This is a genomic window from Streptomyces sp. NPDC038280 (genome assembly GCF_055600045.1).
In genome coordinates this window covers 37,122-57,271 of the sequence record NZ_JBVJYZ010000009.1, presented here as the reverse complement: position 1 = coordinate 57,271, position 20,150 = coordinate 37,122, and the positions used below count along the sequence as shown (strand labels likewise).

Annotated in this window: 20 protein-coding genes; 14 read left to right on the top strand and 6 right to left on the bottom strand. The window is 70.2% G+C overall.

The genetic code is table 11. The features are described from left to right. Nucleotides 1-14 precede the first annotated feature (14 nt). Nucleotides 15-257, bottom strand: a complete 243-nt coding sequence (locus ACZ7J0_RS19600; RefSeq protein ID WP_468707331.1) for a mycoredoxin — start codon at nucleotides 255-257, stop codon at nucleotides 15-17. 213 nt (nucleotides 258-470) lie between these two features. On the opposite strand from ACZ7J0_RS19600, the gene ACZ7J0_RS19595 reads away from it, so the two are divergent. The 5 genes from ACZ7J0_RS19595 (at nucleotide 471) to ACZ7J0_RS19575 (ending at nucleotide 4,362) form a co-directional block, all read left to right on the top strand. Further along, a complete protein-coding gene (locus tag ACZ7J0_RS19595) occupies nucleotides 471-2,657 on the top strand; it encodes an ATP-dependent DNA helicase UvrD2 (protein WP_470888939.1) in 2,187 nt (728 codons plus the stop codon). Between the two features lie 170 nt (nucleotides 2,658-2,827). Next, nucleotides 2,828-3,163, top strand: a complete 336-nt coding sequence (locus ACZ7J0_RS19590) for a hypothetical protein (protein ID WP_470888937.1) — start codon at nucleotides 2,828-2,830, stop codon at nucleotides 3,161-3,163. 196 nt (nucleotides 3,164-3,359) lie between these two features. Continuing rightward, nucleotides 3,360-3,728: a WhiB family transcriptional regulator gene (locus tag ACZ7J0_RS19585; RefSeq protein ID WP_468707326.1), complete on the top strand. Its 369-nt coding sequence runs from the start codon at nucleotides 3,360-3,362 to the stop codon at nucleotides 3,726-3,728. Further along, entirely contained in the window at nucleotides 3,725-4,048 is a 324-nt protein-coding gene (locus ACZ7J0_RS19580; protein ID WP_469119170.1) for a hypothetical protein, read from the top strand. The genes ACZ7J0_RS19585 and ACZ7J0_RS19580 overlap by 4 nt, the downstream gene beginning before the upstream one ends. Nucleotides 4,049-4,161: 113 nt before the next feature. Further along, the gene (locus ACZ7J0_RS19575; RefSeq protein WP_470888934.1) at nucleotides 4,162-4,362 is read left to right on the top strand and encodes a hypothetical protein; all 201 of its coding nucleotides are present in this window, start codon (nucleotides 4,162-4,164) and stop codon (nucleotides 4,360-4,362) included. 7 nt (nucleotides 4,363-4,369) lie between these two features. Here the strand turns inward: ACZ7J0_RS19575 and ACZ7J0_RS19570 are convergent, their stop codons facing one another. Further along, complete coding sequence (locus tag ACZ7J0_RS19570; protein ID WP_470888932.1) at nucleotides 4,370-5,845, bottom strand: ABC1 kinase family protein; 1,476 nt, start codon at nucleotides 5,843-5,845, stop codon at nucleotides 4,370-4,372. Nucleotides 5,846-5,886: 41 nt separating this feature from the next. Then, complete coding sequence (locus ACZ7J0_RS19565; protein WP_470888930.1) at nucleotides 5,887-7,038, bottom strand: ThiF family adenylyltransferase; 1,152 nt, start codon at nucleotides 7,036-7,038, stop codon at nucleotides 5,887-5,889. 208 nt (nucleotides 7,039-7,246) lie between these two features. On the opposite strand from ACZ7J0_RS19565, the gene ACZ7J0_RS19560 reads away from it, so the two are divergent. From ACZ7J0_RS19560 to ACZ7J0_RS19545, 4 genes are all read left to right on the top strand, one after another. Next, the gene (locus tag ACZ7J0_RS19560; protein WP_470888929.1) at nucleotides 7,247-7,822 is read left to right on the top strand and encodes a M48 metallopeptidase family protein; all 576 of its coding nucleotides are present in this window, start codon (nucleotides 7,247-7,249) and stop codon (nucleotides 7,820-7,822) included. 108 nt (nucleotides 7,823-7,930) lie between these two features. Continuing rightward, the gene (locus ACZ7J0_RS19555) at nucleotides 7,931-9,547 is read left to right on the top strand and encodes a TerD family protein (RefSeq protein ID WP_470888927.1); all 1,617 of its coding nucleotides are present in this window, start codon (nucleotides 7,931-7,933) and stop codon (nucleotides 9,545-9,547) included. 13 nt (nucleotides 9,548-9,560) lie between these two features. Next, nucleotides 9,561-10,241: an AIM24 family protein gene (locus tag ACZ7J0_RS19550; RefSeq protein WP_470888925.1), complete on the top strand. Its 681-nt coding sequence runs from the start codon at nucleotides 9,561-9,563 to the stop codon at nucleotides 10,239-10,241. A 19-nt stretch (nucleotides 10,242-10,260) separates the two neighbouring features. Then, nucleotides 10,261-11,016, top strand: coding sequence for an AIM24 family protein (locus tag ACZ7J0_RS19545; RefSeq protein WP_468707312.1), 756 nt, complete (start codon nucleotides 10,261-10,263; stop codon nucleotides 11,014-11,016). A gap of 52 nt (nucleotides 11,017-11,068) precedes the next feature. On the opposite strand, the gene ACZ7J0_RS19540 is transcribed toward ACZ7J0_RS19545, so the two are convergent. Together ACZ7J0_RS19540 and ACZ7J0_RS19535 are read right to left on the bottom strand one after the other, a co-directional pair. Continuing rightward, nucleotides 11,069-11,593 (bottom strand): NUDIX hydrolase, encoded by a 525-nt coding sequence (locus tag ACZ7J0_RS19540; protein WP_470888923.1) that lies wholly within the window; start codon nucleotides 11,591-11,593, stop codon nucleotides 11,069-11,071. Continuing rightward, nucleotides 11,590-12,996: a zinc-dependent metalloprotease gene (locus ACZ7J0_RS19535; RefSeq protein ID WP_470888921.1), complete on the bottom strand. Its 1,407-nt coding sequence runs from the start codon at nucleotides 12,994-12,996 to the stop codon at nucleotides 11,590-11,592. The genes ACZ7J0_RS19540 and ACZ7J0_RS19535 overlap by 4 nt, the downstream gene beginning before the upstream one ends. Nucleotides 12,997-13,187: 191 nt before the next feature. Here ACZ7J0_RS19535 and ACZ7J0_RS19530 point away from each other — a divergent pair, with 191 nt between their 5' ends. The 4 genes from ACZ7J0_RS19530 (at nucleotide 13,188) to ACZ7J0_RS19515 (ending at nucleotide 16,441) form a co-directional block, all read left to right on the top strand. Then, nucleotides 13,188-14,297: an SDR family oxidoreductase gene (locus ACZ7J0_RS19530; RefSeq protein WP_470888919.1), complete on the top strand. Its 1,110-nt coding sequence runs from the start codon at nucleotides 13,188-13,190 to the stop codon at nucleotides 14,295-14,297. A 79-nt stretch (nucleotides 14,298-14,376) separates the two neighbouring features. Then, nucleotides 14,377-14,838 (top strand): molybdenum cofactor biosynthesis protein MoaE, encoded by a 462-nt coding sequence (locus ACZ7J0_RS19525; protein WP_470888917.1) that lies wholly within the window; start codon nucleotides 14,377-14,379, stop codon nucleotides 14,836-14,838. A gap of 232 nt (nucleotides 14,839-15,070) precedes the next feature. Continuing rightward, on the top strand, nucleotides 15,071-15,241 hold the full coding sequence (locus ACZ7J0_RS19520) for a hypothetical protein (RefSeq protein WP_470888916.1): 171 nt from the start codon (nucleotides 15,071-15,073) through the stop codon (nucleotides 15,239-15,241). Between the two features lie 111 nt (nucleotides 15,242-15,352). Further along, nucleotides 15,353-16,441 carry a YlbL family protein gene (locus ACZ7J0_RS19515; protein WP_470888915.1) on the top strand — a complete coding sequence of 363 codons (1,089 nt, stop codon included), beginning with the start codon at nucleotides 15,353-15,355 and terminating at the stop codon, nucleotides 16,439-16,441. Nucleotides 16,442-16,503: 62 nt separating this feature from the next. Here the strand turns inward: ACZ7J0_RS19515 and ACZ7J0_RS19510 are convergent, their stop codons facing one another. Next, nucleotides 16,504-17,061, bottom strand: coding sequence for a PPA1309 family protein (locus ACZ7J0_RS19510; protein ID WP_470888914.1), 558 nt, complete (start codon nucleotides 17,059-17,061; stop codon nucleotides 16,504-16,506). Between the two features lie 136 nt (nucleotides 17,062-17,197). Here ACZ7J0_RS19510 and ACZ7J0_RS19505 point away from each other — a divergent pair, with 136 nt between their 5' ends. Further along, nucleotides 17,198-20,092 (top strand): UPF0182 family membrane protein, encoded by a 2,895-nt coding sequence (locus ACZ7J0_RS19505; protein ID WP_470889274.1) that lies wholly within the window; start codon nucleotides 17,198-17,200, stop codon nucleotides 20,090-20,092. Nucleotides 20,093-20,150 lie beyond the last annotated feature (58 nt).

Below are 20,150 nucleotides of genomic sequence, written 5' to 3'. Positions count from 1 at the left end.
CCGGCGGTCGTCGCTCAGACGGCGATCTTCTGCTTGACCTGCGCCAGCGACGGGTTCGTCAGCGTCGAACCGTCACCGAAGAGAACGGTCGGAACGGTCTGGTTGCCGCCGTTCGCCTTCTCCACGAACGCCGCCGACTCCGGGTCCTGCTCGATGTTGATCTCGGTGTACGCGATGCCCTCGCGGTCCATCTGGCTCTTCAGCCGGCGGCAGTAGCCGCACCACGTGGTGCTGTACATCGTCACAGTCCCCTGCATTGCTGGCGCTCCTCTGTTCGCTGGGTGGGTCGCTCCCAGACTGAACGTATGCGTCGTCGCCGCCATTCCCGTATGAGGAGGACCACGGCGCGCGACCTCGGTGACGACCCTCGGTGACGACCCCTGCGGCGACCGGGGTGTTAGTACGACCACGCCGTGAAGCCTGTGGACAACGCGCCGCACCGACCCCCGTGAACCTGGCAGCATGGCGGGGTGACAGCAGCAACGCACTCCACTCTCTTCCCACCGGTCCCCGAGACGGCGGACGCCGTCCTCGACGGGCTCGACCCCGAGCAGCGCGAGGTCGCCCTGGCGCTCAGCGGCCCGGTGTGCGTGCTGGCGGGCGCCGGCACCGGCAAGACGCGGGCGATCACCCACCGCATCGCCTATGGCGTGCGGTCCGGGATACTCCAGCCCGGCAGTGTGCTGGCTGTCACGTTCACCAACCGTGCCGCGGGCGAGATGCGCGGCCGTCTCCGCCAGCTCGGCGCGGGGGGCGTCCAGGCCCGCACCTTCCACTCCGCCGCCCTGCGTCAGCTCCAGTACTTCTGGCCGAAAGTCGTCGGTGGGGATCTTCCGCGACTGCTGGAGCGCAAGGTCCAGCTGGTCGCCGAGGCCGCCGCGCGCTGCCGCATCCGCCTCGACCGCAATGAGCTCCGCGATGTGACCAGCGAGATCGAGTGGGCGAAGGTCACTCAGACCGTTCCCGGCGACTATCCGGCCGCCGTCGCCAAGTCCCACCGCGACGCTCCGCGCGACCCAGCCGAGATCGGCCAGATCTATGCGCTCTACGAACAGCTCAAGCGGGACCGTTCGGTGATCGACTTCGAGGATGTGCTGCTACTCACGGTCGGCATCCTCCAGGACCGGCACGACATCGCCGACCAGATCCGCCGCCAGTACCAGCACTTCGTCGTGGACGAGTACCAGGACGTGTCCCCGCTCCAGCAGCGCCTCCTCGATCTGTGGCTCGGCGACCGGGACAGCCTCTGCGTCGTCGGTGACGCCAGCCAGACGATCTACTCGTTCACCGGCGCCACCCCGGACCATCTGCTGAACTTCCGCACCCGGCATCCGAACGCCACCGTCGTGAAGCTGGTCCGCGACTACCGCTCCACCCCCCAGGTCGTCCATCTGGCCAACGGCCTGCTCAGCCAGGCCCGCGGCCGCGCCGCCGAGCACCGCCTGGAGCTGATCTCGCAGCGCGACCCCGGCCCCGAACCCGCCTACACCGAGTACGGCGACGAGCCCGCCGAGGCCGAGGGCACCGCCCGGCGCATCCGCGACCTTATCGCCGCCGGGGTCCCGGCCGGAGAGATCGCCGTCCTCTACCGGGTCAACGCCCAGTCCGAGGTCTACGAGCAGGCCCTGGCCGACGCCGGCGTGCCCTACCAGCTGCGCGGCGCCGAGCGTTTCTTCGACCGGCCCGAGGTGCGGGAAGCCGGGGTCGCCCTGCGCGGCGCCGCCCGCGCCGGCGGGAACGACTCGCTGCTCGACGACGTCGACACCCTTCCCTCGCAGGTCCGGGCGGTCCTCTCCACCAAGGGGTGGACCACGGAGCCGCCGGCCGGCTCGGGCGCCGTCCGGGACCGCTGGGAATCCCTCGCGGCGCTGGTCCGCCTCGCGGAGGACTTCGTACGGATCAAGCCCGAGGCGACCCTCGGCGATCTGGTCGCGGAGCTGGACGAGCGGGCCGCCGCCCAGCACGCCCCGACCGTCCAGGGCGTCACCCTCGCCTCGCTGCACGCCGCGAAGGGCCTGGAGTGGGACGCGGTGTTCCTGGTCGGCCTGACCGAGGGCATGATGCCGATCACCTACGCCAAGACCGACGAACAGGTCGAGGAGGAGCGCCGCCTGCTGTACGTGGGCGTGACCCGCGCCCGGCTCCACCTCTCCCTGTCGTGGGCCGTCTCCCGGTCGCCCGGCGGCCGTGCCTCCCGCCGCCCGACACGCTTCCTCAACGGGCTGCGGCCCGGCTCCGGAGCCCTCGGCGGCCGTGGCGCCGGTGGAGCCGGCGGCATCGAACGCGGTGGCGGCGGCGCCGGCGGCAGCCGGCGCAAGCGCCGGGGACCCGTGCTGTGCCGGGTCTGCGGCACCACACTCACCGACGCCGGCGAGATGAAACTGATGCGCTGCGAGGACTGCCCCTCCGACATGGACGAGGCGCTGTACGAGCGGCTGCGCGAGTGGCGCTCCGAGCAGGCCAAGGAGCTCGGGCAGCCGGCCTACTGCGTGTTCACCGACAAGACGCTGATGGCGATCGCCGAGTCCGTACCGTCCACCGACGGCGAGCTCGCCGGCATCTCCGGGGTCGGTGCCCGCAAGCTGGACCGGTTCGGCGCCGATGTTCTCGCCATCTGCGCAGGTGAAGAGGTTGGAGGAGCCGACGACGAGGACTGATGAAAACTCGTCGAAAAAATAGTTTGCGCCCGCCCCGGGAAGCCCCATAGGTTCTTAACCACGGAAACGGGAGCTTCTCTGAAGCCCTGTCTCCGTGCTGTACTTATCCGAATACGCGCGGGACCGGCTCACCCCGATCCCCCCAGAGACGCCGAGAGGAGGCGATTCCAGTGATCAGCTACACCACCAGCACCAGCATCCGCACCGCCAAAATGACCGATCGCTCTGTCGTCTCCACCTGCTCGCTCGGCCTCTCCGGCTCGGCGTTCATCGGCACCGGTATGCCCGGCTTCGCAGCCGTGCGTCCGGCGTCCCTCCTGGCGGCTCTTCCCGTCCTGGAGCGCAATGAGCGACCGACCAAGGCACTGGAAGCAGGAGTAGCAGCGGGCGAGGCCAAGAAGGCCCATGCCTTTGCCGCGACCGGTGCCGAAACCAAGCAGCAGACGACGCAGCACGACACGAAGTGGGCCTTCCGTGGGCTCGAACCCTGGAGTGATCCAGTCTGATCCATGATCAGACCGGCGCCTTCAGGGCCGCGGAACCCCACCCGGGATCCGCGGCCCTTCTGTTTTGCCCGAACCGGGCGGACCAGAGCGACAGGCGCCACGGGACCAGCAAGACCGGTACCAGCCACCCCCGGCCCCGTCGGGGGACCACCCACCGGCCAACAGGCCGGAACGACCAGACGAGGAAGACCACACCGTGCAACTCGAAGCGCACGCCCCGTCCGTACCGCCTTCCGAAACGCTTCCCCCGCCCGGTCTCACGGAGGACTCCACCTTGACCCCCCTCACCGCGCTCACCGCGCTCGACGACGCCATCGAGAACCTCGGCGTACCCGTCCCCTGCCGTGCCTACGACCCGGAGGTCTTCTTCGCCGAGTCGCCGGCGGACGTCGAGTACGCCAAGTCCCTCTGTCGCACCTGCCCGCTGATGGAGGCCTGCCTGGCGGGCGCCAAGGAGCGGCGCGAGCCGTGGGGCGTCTGGGGCGGCGAGCTGTTCGTCCAGGGTGTCGTCGTGGCCCGCAAGCGGCCGCGTGGTCGCCCGCGCAAGAACCCGGTCGCGGCATGAACACCACCGGAACCATCGACCGACCCCTCACGCACGATCCCCAGAAGCTGGCTCCCATGACCTCTTCCACCAGCGAGCCGTCCGGCTCCGCCACCCCGAACGTCACCACCATCGGCGCGAACGCCTCGCGTCAGAACAGGACCCGCGAAATGCAACTCATTCCAGAAGCCCTGGCCCGTGCGCATATGCACGACCGCATGAGGGAAGCCGACGCGGAACGCCAGGCCGTGCGCCTGATCGCCGCCCGGCGCATGCAGCGGCGAGCCGAGCGCGTGTCACTGCGCGCCCGCCGCGCGCTGGCCATGGCCGTCATGCACTGAGTGCCCCGTGCACTCACCCCTGAGCACAGACCCCGCGGGGGCCGGTCCGAACGGACCGGCCCCCGCGGTGCGTTGCCCCAGCCCCCGCCCCGAGCCGGGTTATCGTCTCCAGGGTGCTGAGTAGTGACTCCGGGGACGACGCCCCGGCCCCCGAGGAGATCATCGCGTGCGCCTGCTGCGGCGCGGTCGCCGAGGGCACCCCGGTGACCTGGACCTGCTCGGTGGAGAACGGCGCCCGCCAGTACATCTGCGACGACTGCGCCCGCGCCAACATCAGGGCCATCGAGGGCAGACTCGACTCGGCCTGGTGGTGACGGCGGGTCAGCCGCCCGCCACCTCCGTCGCCGGCTCCACTCCTGTCACCGGCCCCGCGCCCGGCACGAGCTCCTGCCCCGCTTCCGGCACGGGCTCCGGCCCTGCGCCCGGCACGAGATCCTGCCCGGGCTCCGCCGGGAGGAACCCCGGCAGCCACTCCTCCAGCTCGTCGCGCAGCCGGACCGTCGCGTTCAGCTGACAGAGCACCCCGATCGTGCTCAAGGTCACACGGTGTATCAGCAGGTACGACGGCGGCAGATTCAGCTGCTTGCCCAACTGATGTGCCGGCGACCGCGGATCGGCTATCCGGGCGGCCTGGTTCCGCAGCCAGCTCCGCGTGAAGGCGAACTCGTCGACCTCGGCCGGCTCGATGATCGGCAGCAGATAGTCCAGTACCGCCTCCGGATCGAGGTCGATGCTCTCCTTGACGAACCCCTCCGCGCAGAGCAGTTCGTAGACCGTCTCGGCCTCGCCCTCCAGCGTCATCCGCAGACAGGCTCCGATGGTCGGGGGCAGCCCGCCCGGCAGCCGGTCGACGGTGCCGAAGTCCAGTACCCCCAGCCGCCAGCTCTCCGGGCCCTGCTCACCGTCCTCACCGTTCTCATCGGCCGGGAGCAGCCGGAAGTTGCCCGGATGCGGGTCCGCGTGCAGCAGCCCCGTGCGCGCCGGGCCCGAGAAGAGGAAGCGGGCCAGCAACTGCCCCGCTCGGTCGCGCTGCTCCGGCGTACCGTCCGCGATCACCTCGGCGAGCGGTATGCCCTCGATCCACTCGGTCACCAGGACCTGTTCGCACTGGTGCACCACATCGGGCACCACCACATGAGGGTCGTCCGCGAACTCCGCCGCGTGCTCCCGCTGCGCCTGCGCCTCCAGCGCGTAGTCCAGCTCCTCCGACACCCGGTCGCGCAGCTCGGTGATCAGGGGCTTGATGTCCATCCCGGGAATGAGCGGACCCAGGAGCCGGGCGAACCGGCTCAGCTGCGTCAGATCCGAGAGCAGGGCCTCACCCGCCCCGGGGTACTGCACCTTCACCGCCACCTCGCGGCCGTCGCGCCACACCGCCCGGTGCACCTGACCGATGGAGGCCGCCGCCGAGGGCTTGTCCTCGAATTCCAGGAAAAGCTCCCGCCACTGTGCGCCCAGCCGCTCCTCCAGGACCGCGTGGACCGTGCGCGTCGGCATCGGCGGGGCGGCCTCCTGGAGCTTGGTGAGTGCCGCGCGATAGGGACCCGCCACCTCCTCCGGCAGCGCGGACTCGAAGACGGACAGGGCCTGACCGAGCTTCATCGCGCCCCCCTTCAGCTCACCGAGGACACGGAACAGTTGCTCCGCGGTGCGCTGTTGCAGTTCGCGGGCGACGATCTCCGCGGACTTGCCGCCGATCCGCTTGCCCAGGCCCCACGTGGCTCTCCCGGCGAAGCCCAAGGGCAACGCGGCCAACTTGGCGGTCCGGGTGACCGCCTTCCGGGGAAGATCAGACATGCGCCCCTCCAAATCCCAGACTGCCGTGCCGCGTACGGCCGTTACCCCGCCATTGTGTCGTGCGCCGCTCCCGCTTCCGAGACGCGCTCCCCCTGTCTGCCACCAGCCGCCCCGCAAGGGCACTCCTCGTGCGGCACCATGCGCTCCGTCCGCCACTCCAGCAACGGCAGCGAGGTCTCCCACCGGGTGCCCGTGCTCGCCGGCAGCTCACCGTCCAGGAACGACAGCGCGTGTGCCGCCGTCAGTCCGGCGACCGCCGTCGCCAGTCCCAGATCGCAGGCCGGGACCGCACGGCGCGCACCCGACCGCCACTGCGCCAGCATCCGGGGCCACACCGGATCCCGGTCGGTACGCGTGCGCTCCACGCACCCCGCGCAAGCCGTGCCCCCGGGCAGAACGAGCGGGCCCACCACACCGGTCGCCTCGATCACCCCCGCGTACAGATGGGGAACGCCGGTCACGAGCCATTCCTCGGCGGCCCTCGGATCGGGGAGATACGCGGCCGGCCCGTCCCTCGGCGCGACCACGATCAGCGAGAGCCCGCGATCGGTGTCGCCGTCCGGCCCGTCGGCGGCCTCCCTCGCCCGGGGTACCCGCCCTCCCGGCGCGCACCGGCCCACCACCCGCCGGGCCGCCACCGCCCTCCGCTCACCCACCGCATCCGCCGGCAGTCCGCCCGGCGACACGTCCCACGGCTCCACCACACCGCTGTCCAGCACTTCCACCCGCCCCACCCCCGACGCGGAAAGCAGGGCCGCGACCGCCGTGCCGACCCGCCCGGCTCCCCGCACCTGAACCCGCGTCGCGCGCCGCGCCGACCATCGCCGCGCGGCGCCGTCCGGTTCCGGAGCGACGACCGAGAGAGACGCGAGATCGGCGCGCAGCGGATCGAGTGCGCCCTGCCCGCGCCGCGCCGCCTCACCTCGGTGCCGCCCGCCGTCCGCGTCGAGGAGCAGCCCCGCCGCGGTCAGCCGGCCGAGCAGGGAGTCCACCTGTCCGTCGGGCAGCCCCAGCGCCCGGCCCTCCTCGCGCAGCAGCTCCACTCCACGCGTCCCGTCGAGCAGGTCGATCAGGCTGCCGGTGGTGGTGTCCACGGGTCCGACGGCCACGGCGTGGGCGGGTGTCACCCCGAACTGCACATACTGAAGATTCCGCCAGGCCCGGCGCAGCGCCGGATTCACCATCGGATGCATATCCGCCCCCCGTGCCCTCGTTGATCATCACCGGTGATCGTCCTGGAGCGACCGCCGTTGTCAGAATGCACGGCCGCCGGGAACGGCGGGGAAAGTTATCCACAGGGCAGGGGTATTAGTCGTTCAAATGGTGCACGACTTGGGTGGATCATGGCCGAACCGTCCCGGAGGCGGGACTTCCCGTGCTGACAGCGGGTAACGTCGGGGCGTGCCCGCCGACCCACAACGCAGCGTGACGAAGCAACCGCCCCGCGGGTCGGGGACGAGTGCGGTCGAGGTCCGAAGGAGCTCCCGGCGGAGGAGAACAGTCTCCGCCTACCGGGAGGGCGACCGGACCATCGTGCTCATCCCCGCCCGGATGTCGGAGGCCGAGGAGCATCGCTGGGTGACCGTGATGCTCGACAAGCTGGCCGCCCAGGAGAGCAAGCGCATCCTCGGCGACAGCGAACTCGGCGAGCGCGCCGAGCGGTTGTCCTCCCAGTACTTCGGCGGGCGGGCGCGGCCCGCCTCGGTCCGCTGGGTGACCAACCAGAACACCCGCTGGGGCTCCTGCACTCCGTCGGAGGGCAGCATCCGGCTGTCGCACCGGCTCCAGGGGATGCCCGAGTACGTCGTCGACTACGTCCTGCTCCACGAGCTCGCCCATCTGCTCGTCCCCGGCCACGGGCCGGACTTCTGGCGCCTCCTCGAGGCGTACCCGCGCACCGAGCGCGCCCGCGGGTACCTCGAAGGCGTCGTCGCCGCCGACCGGTTGCCTCATCTGCCGGCCGCTCGCGGAGAGTGACAACCGTCAATCCTGTACCGAACCTGTACCGACTTGGCTCAATGTCGCGGACAGCCGTTAGCCTGGCGCGACGCATTCACATTTCGGGATGGGGGACGGTCGTTACGCATGGCCAGGGAATTCCAACGCGGCCACAAGGCCAAGATCAGTGATCTCACACCTGGGACCGACCTGTACGTGGGCGTGCAGATCGCGGCACCCGGGCTGACCTTCGACATCAGCTGCTTCGGGCTCGACGCCAACGAGCAGCTGTCCGACGACCGGTATTTCATCTTCTTCAACCAGCCGAAATCGCCCGAGGAGTCCGTCCAGCTCCTCGGCGCCCAGGCCGGTGACACCGAGTCCTTCCGCGTCACCCTGGACCGCGTCCCGGCGAACATCCACAAGCTGTCGTTCACCGCGACCGTCGACGGCGCCGGCCAGATGTCGCAGATCGGCCCCGGCTACATCCGGATCGTCGCCGGCGGCGAAGAGGTGGTCCGGTACGCCTTCAACGGCTCGGAGTTCACCACCGAGCGCGCGGTGATGCTCGGCGACTTCTACCTGAAGGACGTCTGGCGGTTCGCCGCTGTCGGCCAGGGCTTCGACGGTGGACTCGAGGCGCTCCTGAAGAACTTCGGCGGCGAGGTCGCCGAGGAGGAGCCGGCCGCGCAGGCTCCGCAGGGCGCACCGGGGTTCGCCCCGCCGCCGCAGGGCGCCGCACCCGCTCCGTCGTTCGGTGCTCCCACGGCGCCCCAGGCGCCGCAGCCCGCCCCGTCCTTCGGCGCCCCGGCCGCACCGGCTCCCGCCCCGGCCCCGCAGCACATGCACGCGGCGCCGACCATCGCGGCGCCGCTCGCTCCGCAGACCGCGCCGTCGCCGTACGGCCAGCCGCCGCAGCCCCAGCAGCCGCAGTTCGGACAGGTGCCCGGCCAGGGTCAGCCGCCCGCCGCGCCCGCGCCCTACGGACAGCCCGCACCTGCCCCGTACGGACAGCCGCAGTTCGGCCAGCAGCCCCCGGGAGCTATGCCGCCCGGCGCCATGCCGCCCGGCGGGATGCCCCAGGGCGTTCCCCAGCAGCCCGGCGCCGGTCTCGCGGCCGCGCTCCAGCCGTACAAGGAAGCCGCCACCGGCCAGCGCTGGACCCCGCAGAACCAGCAGCTCATGCGGGTCGACCTCGCCATGGGCGGGGTTCCCGTCCTCGCCCGGCAGGGCAGCATGGTCATGTACCAGGGCAAGGTCGAGTTCGGCTACAAGGGCGCCGGTTTCGCCGGCCGGATCGTCGGCAACGCCACCGGCCAGGAGATGCAGCTGATGCGCTGTACCGGTCGGGGGCAGGTGTTCCTCGCCGAGAACGGCGCGCATCTGCACCAGATCGAGCTCCAGGGCGACGGCATCTGCGTCTCCGCCGAGAACGTGCTCGCCTTCGACGAGTCGCTCCAGCACGAGGTCCGCAGGATCGAGGGCCACGGCATCCCCGGCGGCGCGCTGTTCACCATGCTGTTCCAGGGCACCGGCACCGTCGTGGTGAAGACCCACGGTGTCCCCGTGGTGCTGCCCGTCACGCCGACCACCTTCGCCGACTGCAACGCCGTCGTCGCCTGGTCCGCCGCCTCGCAGGTGATCCTCTCCAGCCAGGTCAGGCTCCGCCGCAACGCCTACCCGGGACACAGCGGAGAGACCGTCAACCTGCAGTTCCGGGGCGCCCCCGGCAACTTCATCGTCGTCCAGCCGTACGAGGTCTGAGGGAGCCCGAAGAATGAACCAGCAACTCGCGGGCTACGCCCCGACCCCGACCGTGGCGCGGATGGAGAACCACGGCCGCGCCATGCTCAAGGTCGCCATGGCCTCGGGCCAGGACCTGTTGGCACGCACCGGCTCGATGGTCGCCTACGAAGGGTTCGTGCAGTACGAGCCCAACCCGCCCGCCGTCCGCCAGATCGCCTCCCAGTGGATCTCCGGCGAGGGCGCGCCCCTCATGAAGTGCTCCGGCGACGGTCTGCTCTATCTCGCGGACTACGGCGCCGACGTGGTCGTCATCAACCTCAACAACGACTCGCTCTCGGTCAACGGGACCAATCTGCTGGCCTTCGACGCCCACCTCCAGTGGGGCGTCGAGCGGGTCAAGGGCCTGGCCAAGTTCGCCGGACAGGGCCTGTGGAACGTGCAGATCGCGGGCACCGGCTGGGTCGCCCTGACCTCGCGCGGCACCCCGATCGTCGTCGACTGCGGTCGCGGTGAGGACGAGACGTATGTGGACCCCGACGCCCTCGTCGCCTGGTCGCCGTCCCTGAAGGTCAAGGGCAAGCGCAGCTTCAAGGCCTCCTCGCTCATCGGGCGGGGGAGTGGAGAGGCGTACCAGATGGCCTTCTCCGGACAGGGCATCGTCGTCGTACAGCCGAGCGAGGACAGTACGGACCGCCTGCGGATCCGGCACTGAGGGGGAGCGAGAACACACCATGCAGAGCCCGCTTTTCAACTACGCCGAACAGCAGAGCCAGGACCGGTACGTCGTCCAGAACCCGCAGATGCTGCGCGTCTCGCTGACGGGCCAGGACGACATCCTCGCCCGCAAGGGCGCCATGGTCGCCTACCAGGGACTCGTCGACTTCGACGGCGAGTACCGGACGAACAGCCAGCGCAACGCCCGCGCCAGGACCGGGGAGGGCCTCGATCTGATGCGCTGCTCCGGGCAGGGCACGGTCTACTTCGCCAACCTGGCCCAGTACATCCATGTCGTGGACATCGAGCAGGAGGGCATGACCGTCGACAGCGCCTATGTGCTGGCGCTGGACTCCACCCTGCACACCGAAGTCATCGCCGTGGACAGCCAGTACGGCATCTCCGGTTCCGGCAAGTACCAGCTCAACATCTCCGGCCGGGGCAAGGTGGCCCTGATGACCTCCGGTCAGCCGCTGATGATGCAGGTCACCCCGGACAAGTACGTCAACGCCGACGCCGACGCGATCGTCGCCTGGTCGTCGGGGCTGCGGGTCCAGATGCAGGCCCAGACGCACTCCTCCGGTGTCATGCGCCGGCGCGGCAACACCGGTGAGGGCTGGGAGCTGAGCTTCCTCGGACAGGGCTTCGCCCTCGTCCAGCCGAGCGAGGTCATGCCGCCGCAGAACGCCGAGATCGGGCAGGGCCTGCGGGCCCAGTTCGGTGCCGGTCAGCACGGCGCCCACGCGCAGAACCAGAACAACGCCTGGAACTGAGCGTCATGGGTAAGGGGCGGTCGTCATGGCGACCGCCCCTTACACCTGCGTCCTATCGGAGCGCCGCTCGCGCGGCCTCCACCAGCCGGACGACCGACGCGTCGGCCACGGCCGCCACCTCGTCGTACCGGAACCAGCGCAAATCCAGCGACTCGTCGCTGATCTGCTCCACCGCGTCCGACGGCGCGAGCGCCGCGTACTGCACGTCCAGGTGCCAGTTGCAGGGCGCCGGAATGGGGTGCCGGTCGAGCCGTGCGGGTCCGCCCGGCAGCAGGGACAGCCCGTGGATCCCGGACTCCTCGGCGGCCTCGCGCAGCGCGGCCGCCGCGAGGGTCGGGTCACCCGGTTCGCAGTGACCGCCCATCTGCAACCACATGCCCAGCTTCTTGTGCAGGGTCAGCAGAACCCGCCCGCGCTCGGGATCGATCACCAGCGCACTCGCCGTGAGATGGCCGGCCTCACAGGCCTTCCACATCCCGTCCGCGTGCGCCGCCAGGTGATCCAGATAGTCGCGGCGCAACTCCTCCTGGTCGTCGTACGCCTTCAGTACGAGGACGGCGTCTTCGTGCAGGCTCACTTCTTGTCGTCGCCCTCGTCCCGCTTGCCACTGTCGTCGCCGTCGCCGCGCTGGGCCGCTTCGCCGAGCATCTTGTCGATCTCGGAGAAGTCGAGCTGCTCGCGGTGCACGAAGCCGTCCGGGTCGTCCAGGTCCGTCGCCGTGGGCAGCATGTCCGGGTGGCCCCACAGATCGTCACGGCCGTCCACGCCCCGCGCGTCCGTGAGCGACGCCCACAGGCGCGAGGCGTCCCGCAGCCGGCGAGGACGCAGCTGGAGACCGATCAGGGTCGCGAACGTCTGCTCGGCCGGGCCGCCCGTGGCACGCCGCCGACGCAGCGTCTCGCGCAGCGCGTCCGCCGAGGTCAGCCGGGACTTGGCGGCCTCGTGCACCACCGCGTCCACCCAGCCCTCGACCAGGGCGAGCGCCGTCTCGAGACGGGCCAGCGAAGCCTTCTGCTCGGGCGTGTCCTCCGGCTGGAACATGCCCTGCTGAAGCGCCTCCTGTAGCTGCTCGGGATGCGTCGGGTCGAGCTGGCCGACCGCGTCCTCCAGCTTGGAGGTGTCGACCTTGATCCCGCGCGCGTACGCCTCGACAGCGCCGAACAGATGCGAGCGCAGCCACGGCACGTGAGCGAAGAGCCGCTGGTGGGCGGCCTCGCGCAGGGCCAGGTAGAGCCGCACCTCGTCCTTCGGAACCCCGAGGTCCTTGCCGAAGGCCTCGATGTTCAGCGGAAGCAGCGCGGCCTTCCCGGCCGGTCCGAGCGGCAGCCCGACATCGGTGGAACCGACGACCTCTCCCGCGAGGACACCGACCGCCTGCCCGATCTGCTGGCCGAACATGGCGCCGCCCATGGAGCGCATCATGCCGATCAGCGGGCCCGCCATGGCCTGCATCTCCTCGGGCAGCACATCGCCCATCGCGGCGCCCACACGCTCGGCGACCGGGTCCACCAGCTGCTGCCAGGCCGGCAGCGTCGCCTCGACCCACTCCGCGCGGCTCCAGGCCACGGCCGTGCTCGCACCCGAGGGCAGCGAGGTCGCACCGTCCAGCCACAGATCGGCGAGCCGCACGGCCTCCTGGACCGCGGACTTCTCGGCCGGGCCGACACTGGCGTCCTTGGTGCCGTCGGCGGTGCCCTGCGCGACGGTCTGGCGGGCGATCTGCTTGGCCATGTCCCAGTTCACCGGGCCGCCCTCGTAGCTCAGCATCTGGCCGAGCTGCTGGAAGGCCGCACCGAGGTCATTGGGGTTCAGAGAGCCGAACATCGCCGCGAACGGATTGTCCGCGCCGCCCGGAAGGCCGCCGAACCCGAAGGGGTCACCGGATCCCTGGCCACCTCCGGCGGGGTCCTTCTTTTTGCCCTCGTCGCCGTTCTCCGGCTCCTCCGGCGGAAGGCCGAATCCGAATGGGGTGTCACTCACGGGTTTCCTCGGCTCGTAGGGCCGCCGGCTTCCTGCCGACGGCGGCTGCCCGACAACACCACCCAGCGTAGACATGGAGGCCGGATAAGGCCTCAGTGCTCCGTCGGCTCTTGGCCTGCGGCAGGATGGACGCCACCTGGTACGCACGCGTCATTCACGTACGTACTGAAGACAACCGCTGGAGACGCCCGGTGAGTTCCCCAGATCCGCAGGTTCGCGCAGCGCGAAACCTCTCAACCAGGTCGCGAGGACGCGGCCCCGTCGTCGCGGTCACCGGCGCCGCCACCGGCGTCGGCGAGCTGCTGACCCGTCGCCTCGCCGCGTCGGAGGAGATCAAGCAGGTCATCGCCATCGACGAGCGGCGGGGAGACATCCCCGAGGCGCAGTGGCACATCCTGGACGTCCGCGACCCGGCCATCGCCGAGAAACTGCGCGGCGCCGATGTCGTCGTGCACCTGGCCCTCGATCTCGATCTGGAGACCGACGCGGCCGCGCGCACCGCGTACAACGTCCGGGGCGCCCAGACCGTCCTCACCGCGGCGGCCGCGGCGGGCGTGCACCGGGTCGTCCTGTGCACCTCGGCCATGGTCTACGGCGCCCTGCCCGACAACGACATCCCTCTGTCCGAGGACGCCGAGCTCAAGGCGACCGCCGAGGCCACCGGCGTCGGCGACCTCCTGGAGATCGAGCGTCTGGGCCGCCGGGCGCCCCGCGCCCATCCCGGTCTCCACGTGACCGTCGTGCGGCCCGCCGTCCTGGTCGGCGGCACCGACACCGCCCTCACCCGCTACTTCGAGTCCCCCCGCCTCCTGGTGGTCGCGGGATCCCGCCCCACCTGGCAGTTCTGCCATGTCGAGGACCTGGTCAGCGCCCTGGAGTACGCCGCTCTGGAGAAGGTCGAGGGGGAGTTCGCCGTCGGCTGCGACGGCTGGCTGGAGCAGGAGGAGGTGGAGGAGCTCAGCGGCATCCGCCGGATGGAACTGCCCTCGGCCGTCGCCCTCGGAGCCGCCGCCCGGCTGCACCGGATCGGCCTGACCCCGTCCCCGGCCGGTGATCTCGCCTACACGATGCACCCGTGGGTGGTCAGCGTCGGGCGGCTCCACGACGCGGGCTGGCGGCCCCGGTGGACCAACGAGGAGGTACTGGCGGCGCTGCTCGAAGAGGTCGAGGGCCGGCACACGGTCGCCGGGCGCCGTCTCGGCCGCAAGGACGCGACCGCGGCCGGAGCCGCGGGTGCGACCGTCGCGCTCCTCGGAGCGGCCGCCGTCGTGCGGCGGGCCCGAAAACGCCGGGGCCTGTAGGACCCTCCTACGGAGGGTCCCGACCGCCGGTCGAAAACGCTATTCCGGGATGTCAGTGCCGTGCGGCACCATGGACCGCATGGCACGTACGAATGAGCACCCCGGCGAGCAGGCGGCAGCCGACCCCATCCGGCTGCTGGCGGTCCGTGACACCCCGCTCTCCCTCGACGAGGTCTTCCGGGCCGTCGGCGACGAGGCCGCGGGTGGCACCACGCTCTTCGTAGGCACGGTGCGCAACCACGACGGGGGCGCCGATGTCGACGCCCTGGGCTACTCGTGCCACCCCTCGGCCGAGGCCGAGCTGCGCCGAGTCGCCGAGAAGGTCGTCGCCGACTACCCGGTCCGCGCCCTGGCCGCCGTCCACCGTGTGGGTGATCTGAGGGTCGGCGACCTGGCCGTCGTCGTCGCCGTCTCCTGCCCGCACCGGGGAGAGGCCTTCGAGGCCTGTCGCAAGCTGATCGACGACCTCAAGCACGAGGTGCCGATCTGGAAGCACCAGACGTTCTCCGACGGCACCGAAGAGTGGGTCGGAGCCTGCTGAGCCTCAGGCCCGTAGCTGGGGTCTTCCCCGCACGAGGCCGGGCGAGGGGGCTTGCTGAGCCGCCGCCTCCCTGTGAGCAGGGGATTCGTCCTTCGAAACACACTCCGGGTGCATCCGCCCCGATTTGCGTAACCGGACCCCGGGCAGCAGCGTTGTAGCAGCGGATCGCTAATCTGCTGATCACTCGTTGCGGTCACTCAGATGGTCGCTCATGTGGGGATGGGAGGACGGGATGGCAGCGCTCGCCTGGTTGTTGATTCCGCTTTTCGCTGTCATCGGCGCGGCGATATGGGCAGGCTGGGCCTCGCGGAACCGCACCACCGAAGACATCGCCGAACTCGCCGGCTACGCGCGCTTCCGGCACGCGATGGAGAAGACGCATTCCGGTACCGGACCTGCCTGACGGCGAAGCCACCGTACGCAGTTGCCACGCTTCCGGCCGCTTGCCCGGCCGGCCGCCTCGTACGGACCGCCCCGACAGCGCGTGCGCGGGCCCGTCCCGTACTGTCGTTCCATGCCACGCCGCACTGCGACGATGCTCGCCTCCACTCTCGTTCTGATCACCCTGCTCTGTGTGGGCGTCTTCTTTCCAGTGCCGTACTCCGAGATGAGCCCGGGCCCGACGTACAACACCCTCGGCGAAGCCGACGGTGAGCCCGTGCTCCAGATCTCCGGCCACCAGACGTACCCCACCACCGGTCACCTCAATATGACCACCGTGAGGGTCACCGGTGCGGGCTACAGAATGAACCTGGTCGAGGCCGTATACGGCTGGCTGGCCCATGACAGCGTCGTGGTCCCGCACGACACGCTCTACCCGGACGGCAAGACCGAGGAGCAGTCCACCCAGGAGAACGCTGAGGAGTTCAGCCAGTCCCAGGAGAGCGCCAAGGCCGCGGCCCTCGGAGAGCTGGGCGTCCCGGTCTCCACCCGGGTCGTGGTCGCCACCGTCCAGAAGGACAGCCCCTCCGAGGGGATCCTGCACGCGGGCGATGTCATCAAGGCGGTCGACGGCGTGGCGGTGAAGCAGCCCGACGACGTCGCCGCGCAGGTGGTCAAGCGCAAGCCCGGCCAGAAGGTCGTCTTCACGATCGTCCCGGCGAAGGAGGCCGCCGCGGCCGAGAAGACCGGTAAGCAGCCCACCGGCACCCGCAAGGTCACCATCACCACGATGAAGTCACCCGAGGCGGACCGGGCGATCGTCGGAATCCGGGCGGGGACCGATCATGTCTTCCCGTTCACCATCGACATCAAGCTGGAGGACGTGGGCGGCCCGAGTGCGGGTCTGATGTTCTCGCTCGCCATCGTCGACAAGCTGACGCCCGGAGACCTGACCGGCGGAAAGTTCATCGCCGGCACCGGCACTATCGACGAGAAGGGCCAGGTCGGCCCCATCGGCGGTATCGAGATGAAGCTCGTGGCCGCCCGCAACGCGGGCGCGCGGTACTTCATGACCCCGGCCGACAACTGCGCGTCCGCCGCCTCCGACACCCCCGACGGTCTGACGCTGATCAAGGTCGACACGATCGACGACGCGACGAAGTCACTGGAGAAGGTCCGCAAGGGCGACACCGCCTCGCTGCCGAGCTGCTCCAAGAGCTGACGCCGCCCCACGGCCGTGCGACGACCGCCCCGAGACTCCTGCGGGGCCCCGGGGCGGACCGCTCACGACTCGAACGTGGCGGCCAGCGCCTCGGCCAGGCCCGGGACCAGGTCGGCGCCGGTCAGGACCTCATTCGGGGAGTCCTTCTCGCGCAGCCGCAGCGCCGACTCGCGCGCGCCGTCGCGGAGGACGGCGACCGTCATCCGCACCTCCTGCCGGTCAGGGTGGGCGGAGACCCACTTGGCCAGGCCGGCCTCGTCGAGACCCTCCGGGACGGACGCCTCCGCGGACGGCGGGAGCATCAGCCGCTCCACCGTCATCGCGCACCCGGCCACCGCGTCGGGCCAGGCGATCGTGCCGAGGAATTCGTCGAGGGCCTGACCGGCGGGCAGCTCGTCCTGCTCGATCGGGGTGAGCGGGGCGGCGGCCTCGTCACCGGACAGACCGAGCTGGGTGGCCAGGCCGGGCTCCTGGGCGCGCAGCTGAGCGGTGTCGACGAGGGCGAAGAGCCGGGCGGGCTGGTCCCAGCCCAGCCCGGAGGCGTACTCGTCGATTTCGAGGACGGCGCGGGTCAGCGGGCTCGCGGCCATGGGCGTACCTGAGGGGGAAACGTTGGACATGGTCAATATCCTGCCTCCTTTCGACCCCGAGGCGGGAACTAGGTAAAGCCTCAGTAAGTTGCATCAGTGGGCTCTACGATCGCGGGGCCCGCTTCACACGACCGCGAACTTCGAGGGGCGCACGTTGGCTTTCCAGATGCCGGACCGCGGCGGAGGCCCGACCGGGCCACGGATCAGAGTCGGCCGGCCGTCCCGGCGGGCCCGCACCTTGCTCATGACACTGGGCGTCCTGGCCGTGCTGGCCATGGTGTTCGTCATGTTCGCCGGGTTCTGGACGGACTGGCTCTGGTACCGCTCGGTCCACTACTCGTCCGTCTTCACGACCACGCTGTGGACCAAGATCGGGCTGTTCGCCGTCTTCGGTCTGCTCATGGCGGCGGCCGTCGGCCTCAACATCTGGCTCGCCCACCGGCTGCGGCCGCCGCTGAGCGCGATGTCGCTCGAGCAGCAGAGCCTCGACCGGTACCGGATGGGCGTGGCGCCGTACAAGAAGTGGGTGCTGCTGGCGGTCACCGCTCTGGTCGGTCTGATCTCCGGTGCCTCCGCCTCCGGACAGTGGCGCACCTGGCTGATGTACGTGAACGGCGTGCCCTTCGGCCAGAAGGACCCGCAGTTCGGCATGGACGTCGCGTTCTACGCGTTCGACCTGCCCTGGTACCGCTTCCTGCTGGGCTTCGGCTTCGCGGCGACGGTTCTCTCGCTGATCGCCGCCGCGCTGACCCACTACCTGTACGGCGGGCTGCGCATCACCAGCCCCGGAGCGCGGGCCACCGCCGCGGCCACCGGCCATCTGTCGGTGCTGCTCGGTGTCTTCGTCTCGCTCAAGGCCGTGGCGTACTGGCTCGACCGGTACGGCCTGGCCGTGAAGTCCAGTGACTTCAAGGCCACCGGCAACTGGACGGGCCTGCGGTACGTCGACGCCAATGCCTACCTTCCGGCGAAGACGATCCTCTTCTGCATCGCGGTCATCTGCGCCGTGCTGTTCTTCGCGACGCTCTGGCGCCGCACCTGGCAGCTTCCGGTGATCGGCTTCGGGCTGATGGTGCTCTCGGCGATCCTGATCGGCGGCCTCTACCCGGCGATCGTGCAGAAGTTCCAGGTCCAGCCGAACGAGCAGGCCAAGGAAGCCCCGTACATCAAGAAGAACATCGACGCGACGCGCAAGGCGTACGCCATCGATGGGACCAAGCCCGAGAACTACTCCGGCAAGTCCACGGTCAAGGCCAAGGACAAGCTGCGCAACGACGCGGACTCGGCGGCCGCCTACCGGCTGCTCGACCCGAGCATCGTCTCGCCGACCTTCCAGCAGCTGGAACAGAAGCGGAAGTACTACCAGTTCCCGACGACCCTCGACATCGACCGCTACAAGGGCAAGGACACCGTCGTCGGCCTGCGTGAGCTCAACATCAAGGGCATCCCGAAGCGGAACTGGATCAACGACCACTTCACGTACACGCACGGCTATGGCGCGATCATGGCCACGGGTACGACGACCGATGCCAACGGCTCCCCGGTCTTCACCGTGTCGGGTCTGCCGACCACTGGTCAGCCCGAGGTGTACCAGCAGCGGATCTACTACGGCGAGAAGACCGATCAGTACTCGATCGTCGGCGGGCCGCAGAAGGAGCTCGACTACGAGGAGAACGGCGAGAAGACCACCAGCTACCAGGGCAAGAGCGGGGTCAACCTCTCCAACGCGTTCAACCGGGCCGCGTACGCCGTGGCCTTCAGCGAGCCGCAGATCCTCTACTCGGGAGCCATCGGCGAGGGCTCGCGGATCCTCTACAACCGCACGCCCAAGGAGCGGGTGGAGGCCGTCGCGCCCTGGCTGACCATCGACGGCGACGCCTACCCGGCGGTCGTGGAGGGCCGGATCCAGTGGATCGTCGACGCCTACACGACGACGAACGGCTACCCGTACGCGTCCCGTACGACGCTCGGGGACACCACCGCGGACTCGCTGACCGTGGGCAACCAGCAGCGCGCGGTCGTCGCCCAGCAGAACCAGGTCAACTACATCCGCAATTCGGTGAAGGCCACCGTCGACGCCTACGACGGCACGGTCAAGCTGTACCAGTGGGACACCGCCGACCCGGTCCTCAAGACCTGGATGAAGGCGTTCCCGGACACGGTCGAGCCGCGCGCGGACATCAAGCCGAGCCTGATGCAGCACCTGCGGTACCCGCAGGACATGTTCAAGGTCCAGCGCGAGCTGCTGACCCGCTACCACGTCCAGGACCCCGCTCAGTTCTACAGCGGCAGTGACGCCTGGCAGGTACCGGACGACCCGACCACCAAGGAGGGCAGCGCTGTCCCGCCGTACTACCTGAGCATGAAGATGCCCGGGGACAGCGGCCAGCGCTTCTCGCTGACGACCACGTTCACGCCGAACGGACGCCCCAACCTGGGCGGCTTCATGGCGGTCGACGCGGACGCCGGCAGCAAGGAGTACGGCCGGATAAGGCTTCTGAGAGTGACCCAGGACGTTCCGGGCCCGGCGCAGGTGCAGAGCAAGCTCAACGGCCTGCCGTCCGTCGCCCAGTTCGTCCGGGACATGAAGGGCGCCGACTCCGACATCCAGTACGGCAACCTGCTCACCGTGCCCCTGGACGGCGGGTTCCTGTACGTCGAGCCGGTGTACGCGCAGGGACGCAACGCGCTCTACCCGCTGCTGAAGAAGGTGGCCGTGTCCTATGTGGACGCGGATCAGCCGGAAGGTGACACGACCAAGGACACCACCGTGTTCGAGGACAACCTCGGCAAGGCGCTGAACGCGGTCTTCGGGGTGGAGGGGCAGACGCCCACGACGCCCCCGCCGCCGGGTGAGACCACCAAGCCGCCGGCCACCGCCGACGCGGCGCTGACCCAGGCGATCGCGGACGCTCAGAAGGCGTACGCGGACGCGGACGCGGCGCGGCAGAAGGGCGACTGGACGGCCTACGGCAAGGCGCAGGACGCGCTGCGGGACGCCATCCAGCGGGCCGCGGACGCCAGCGCCAGGCTGAAGGCGGCCCAGAAGCCGACGGGCTAGAACCCGGCAGGCCCGGGAGTGCGTGACCGGGAGCGTGTGACCGGGGGACCGTGAGAAG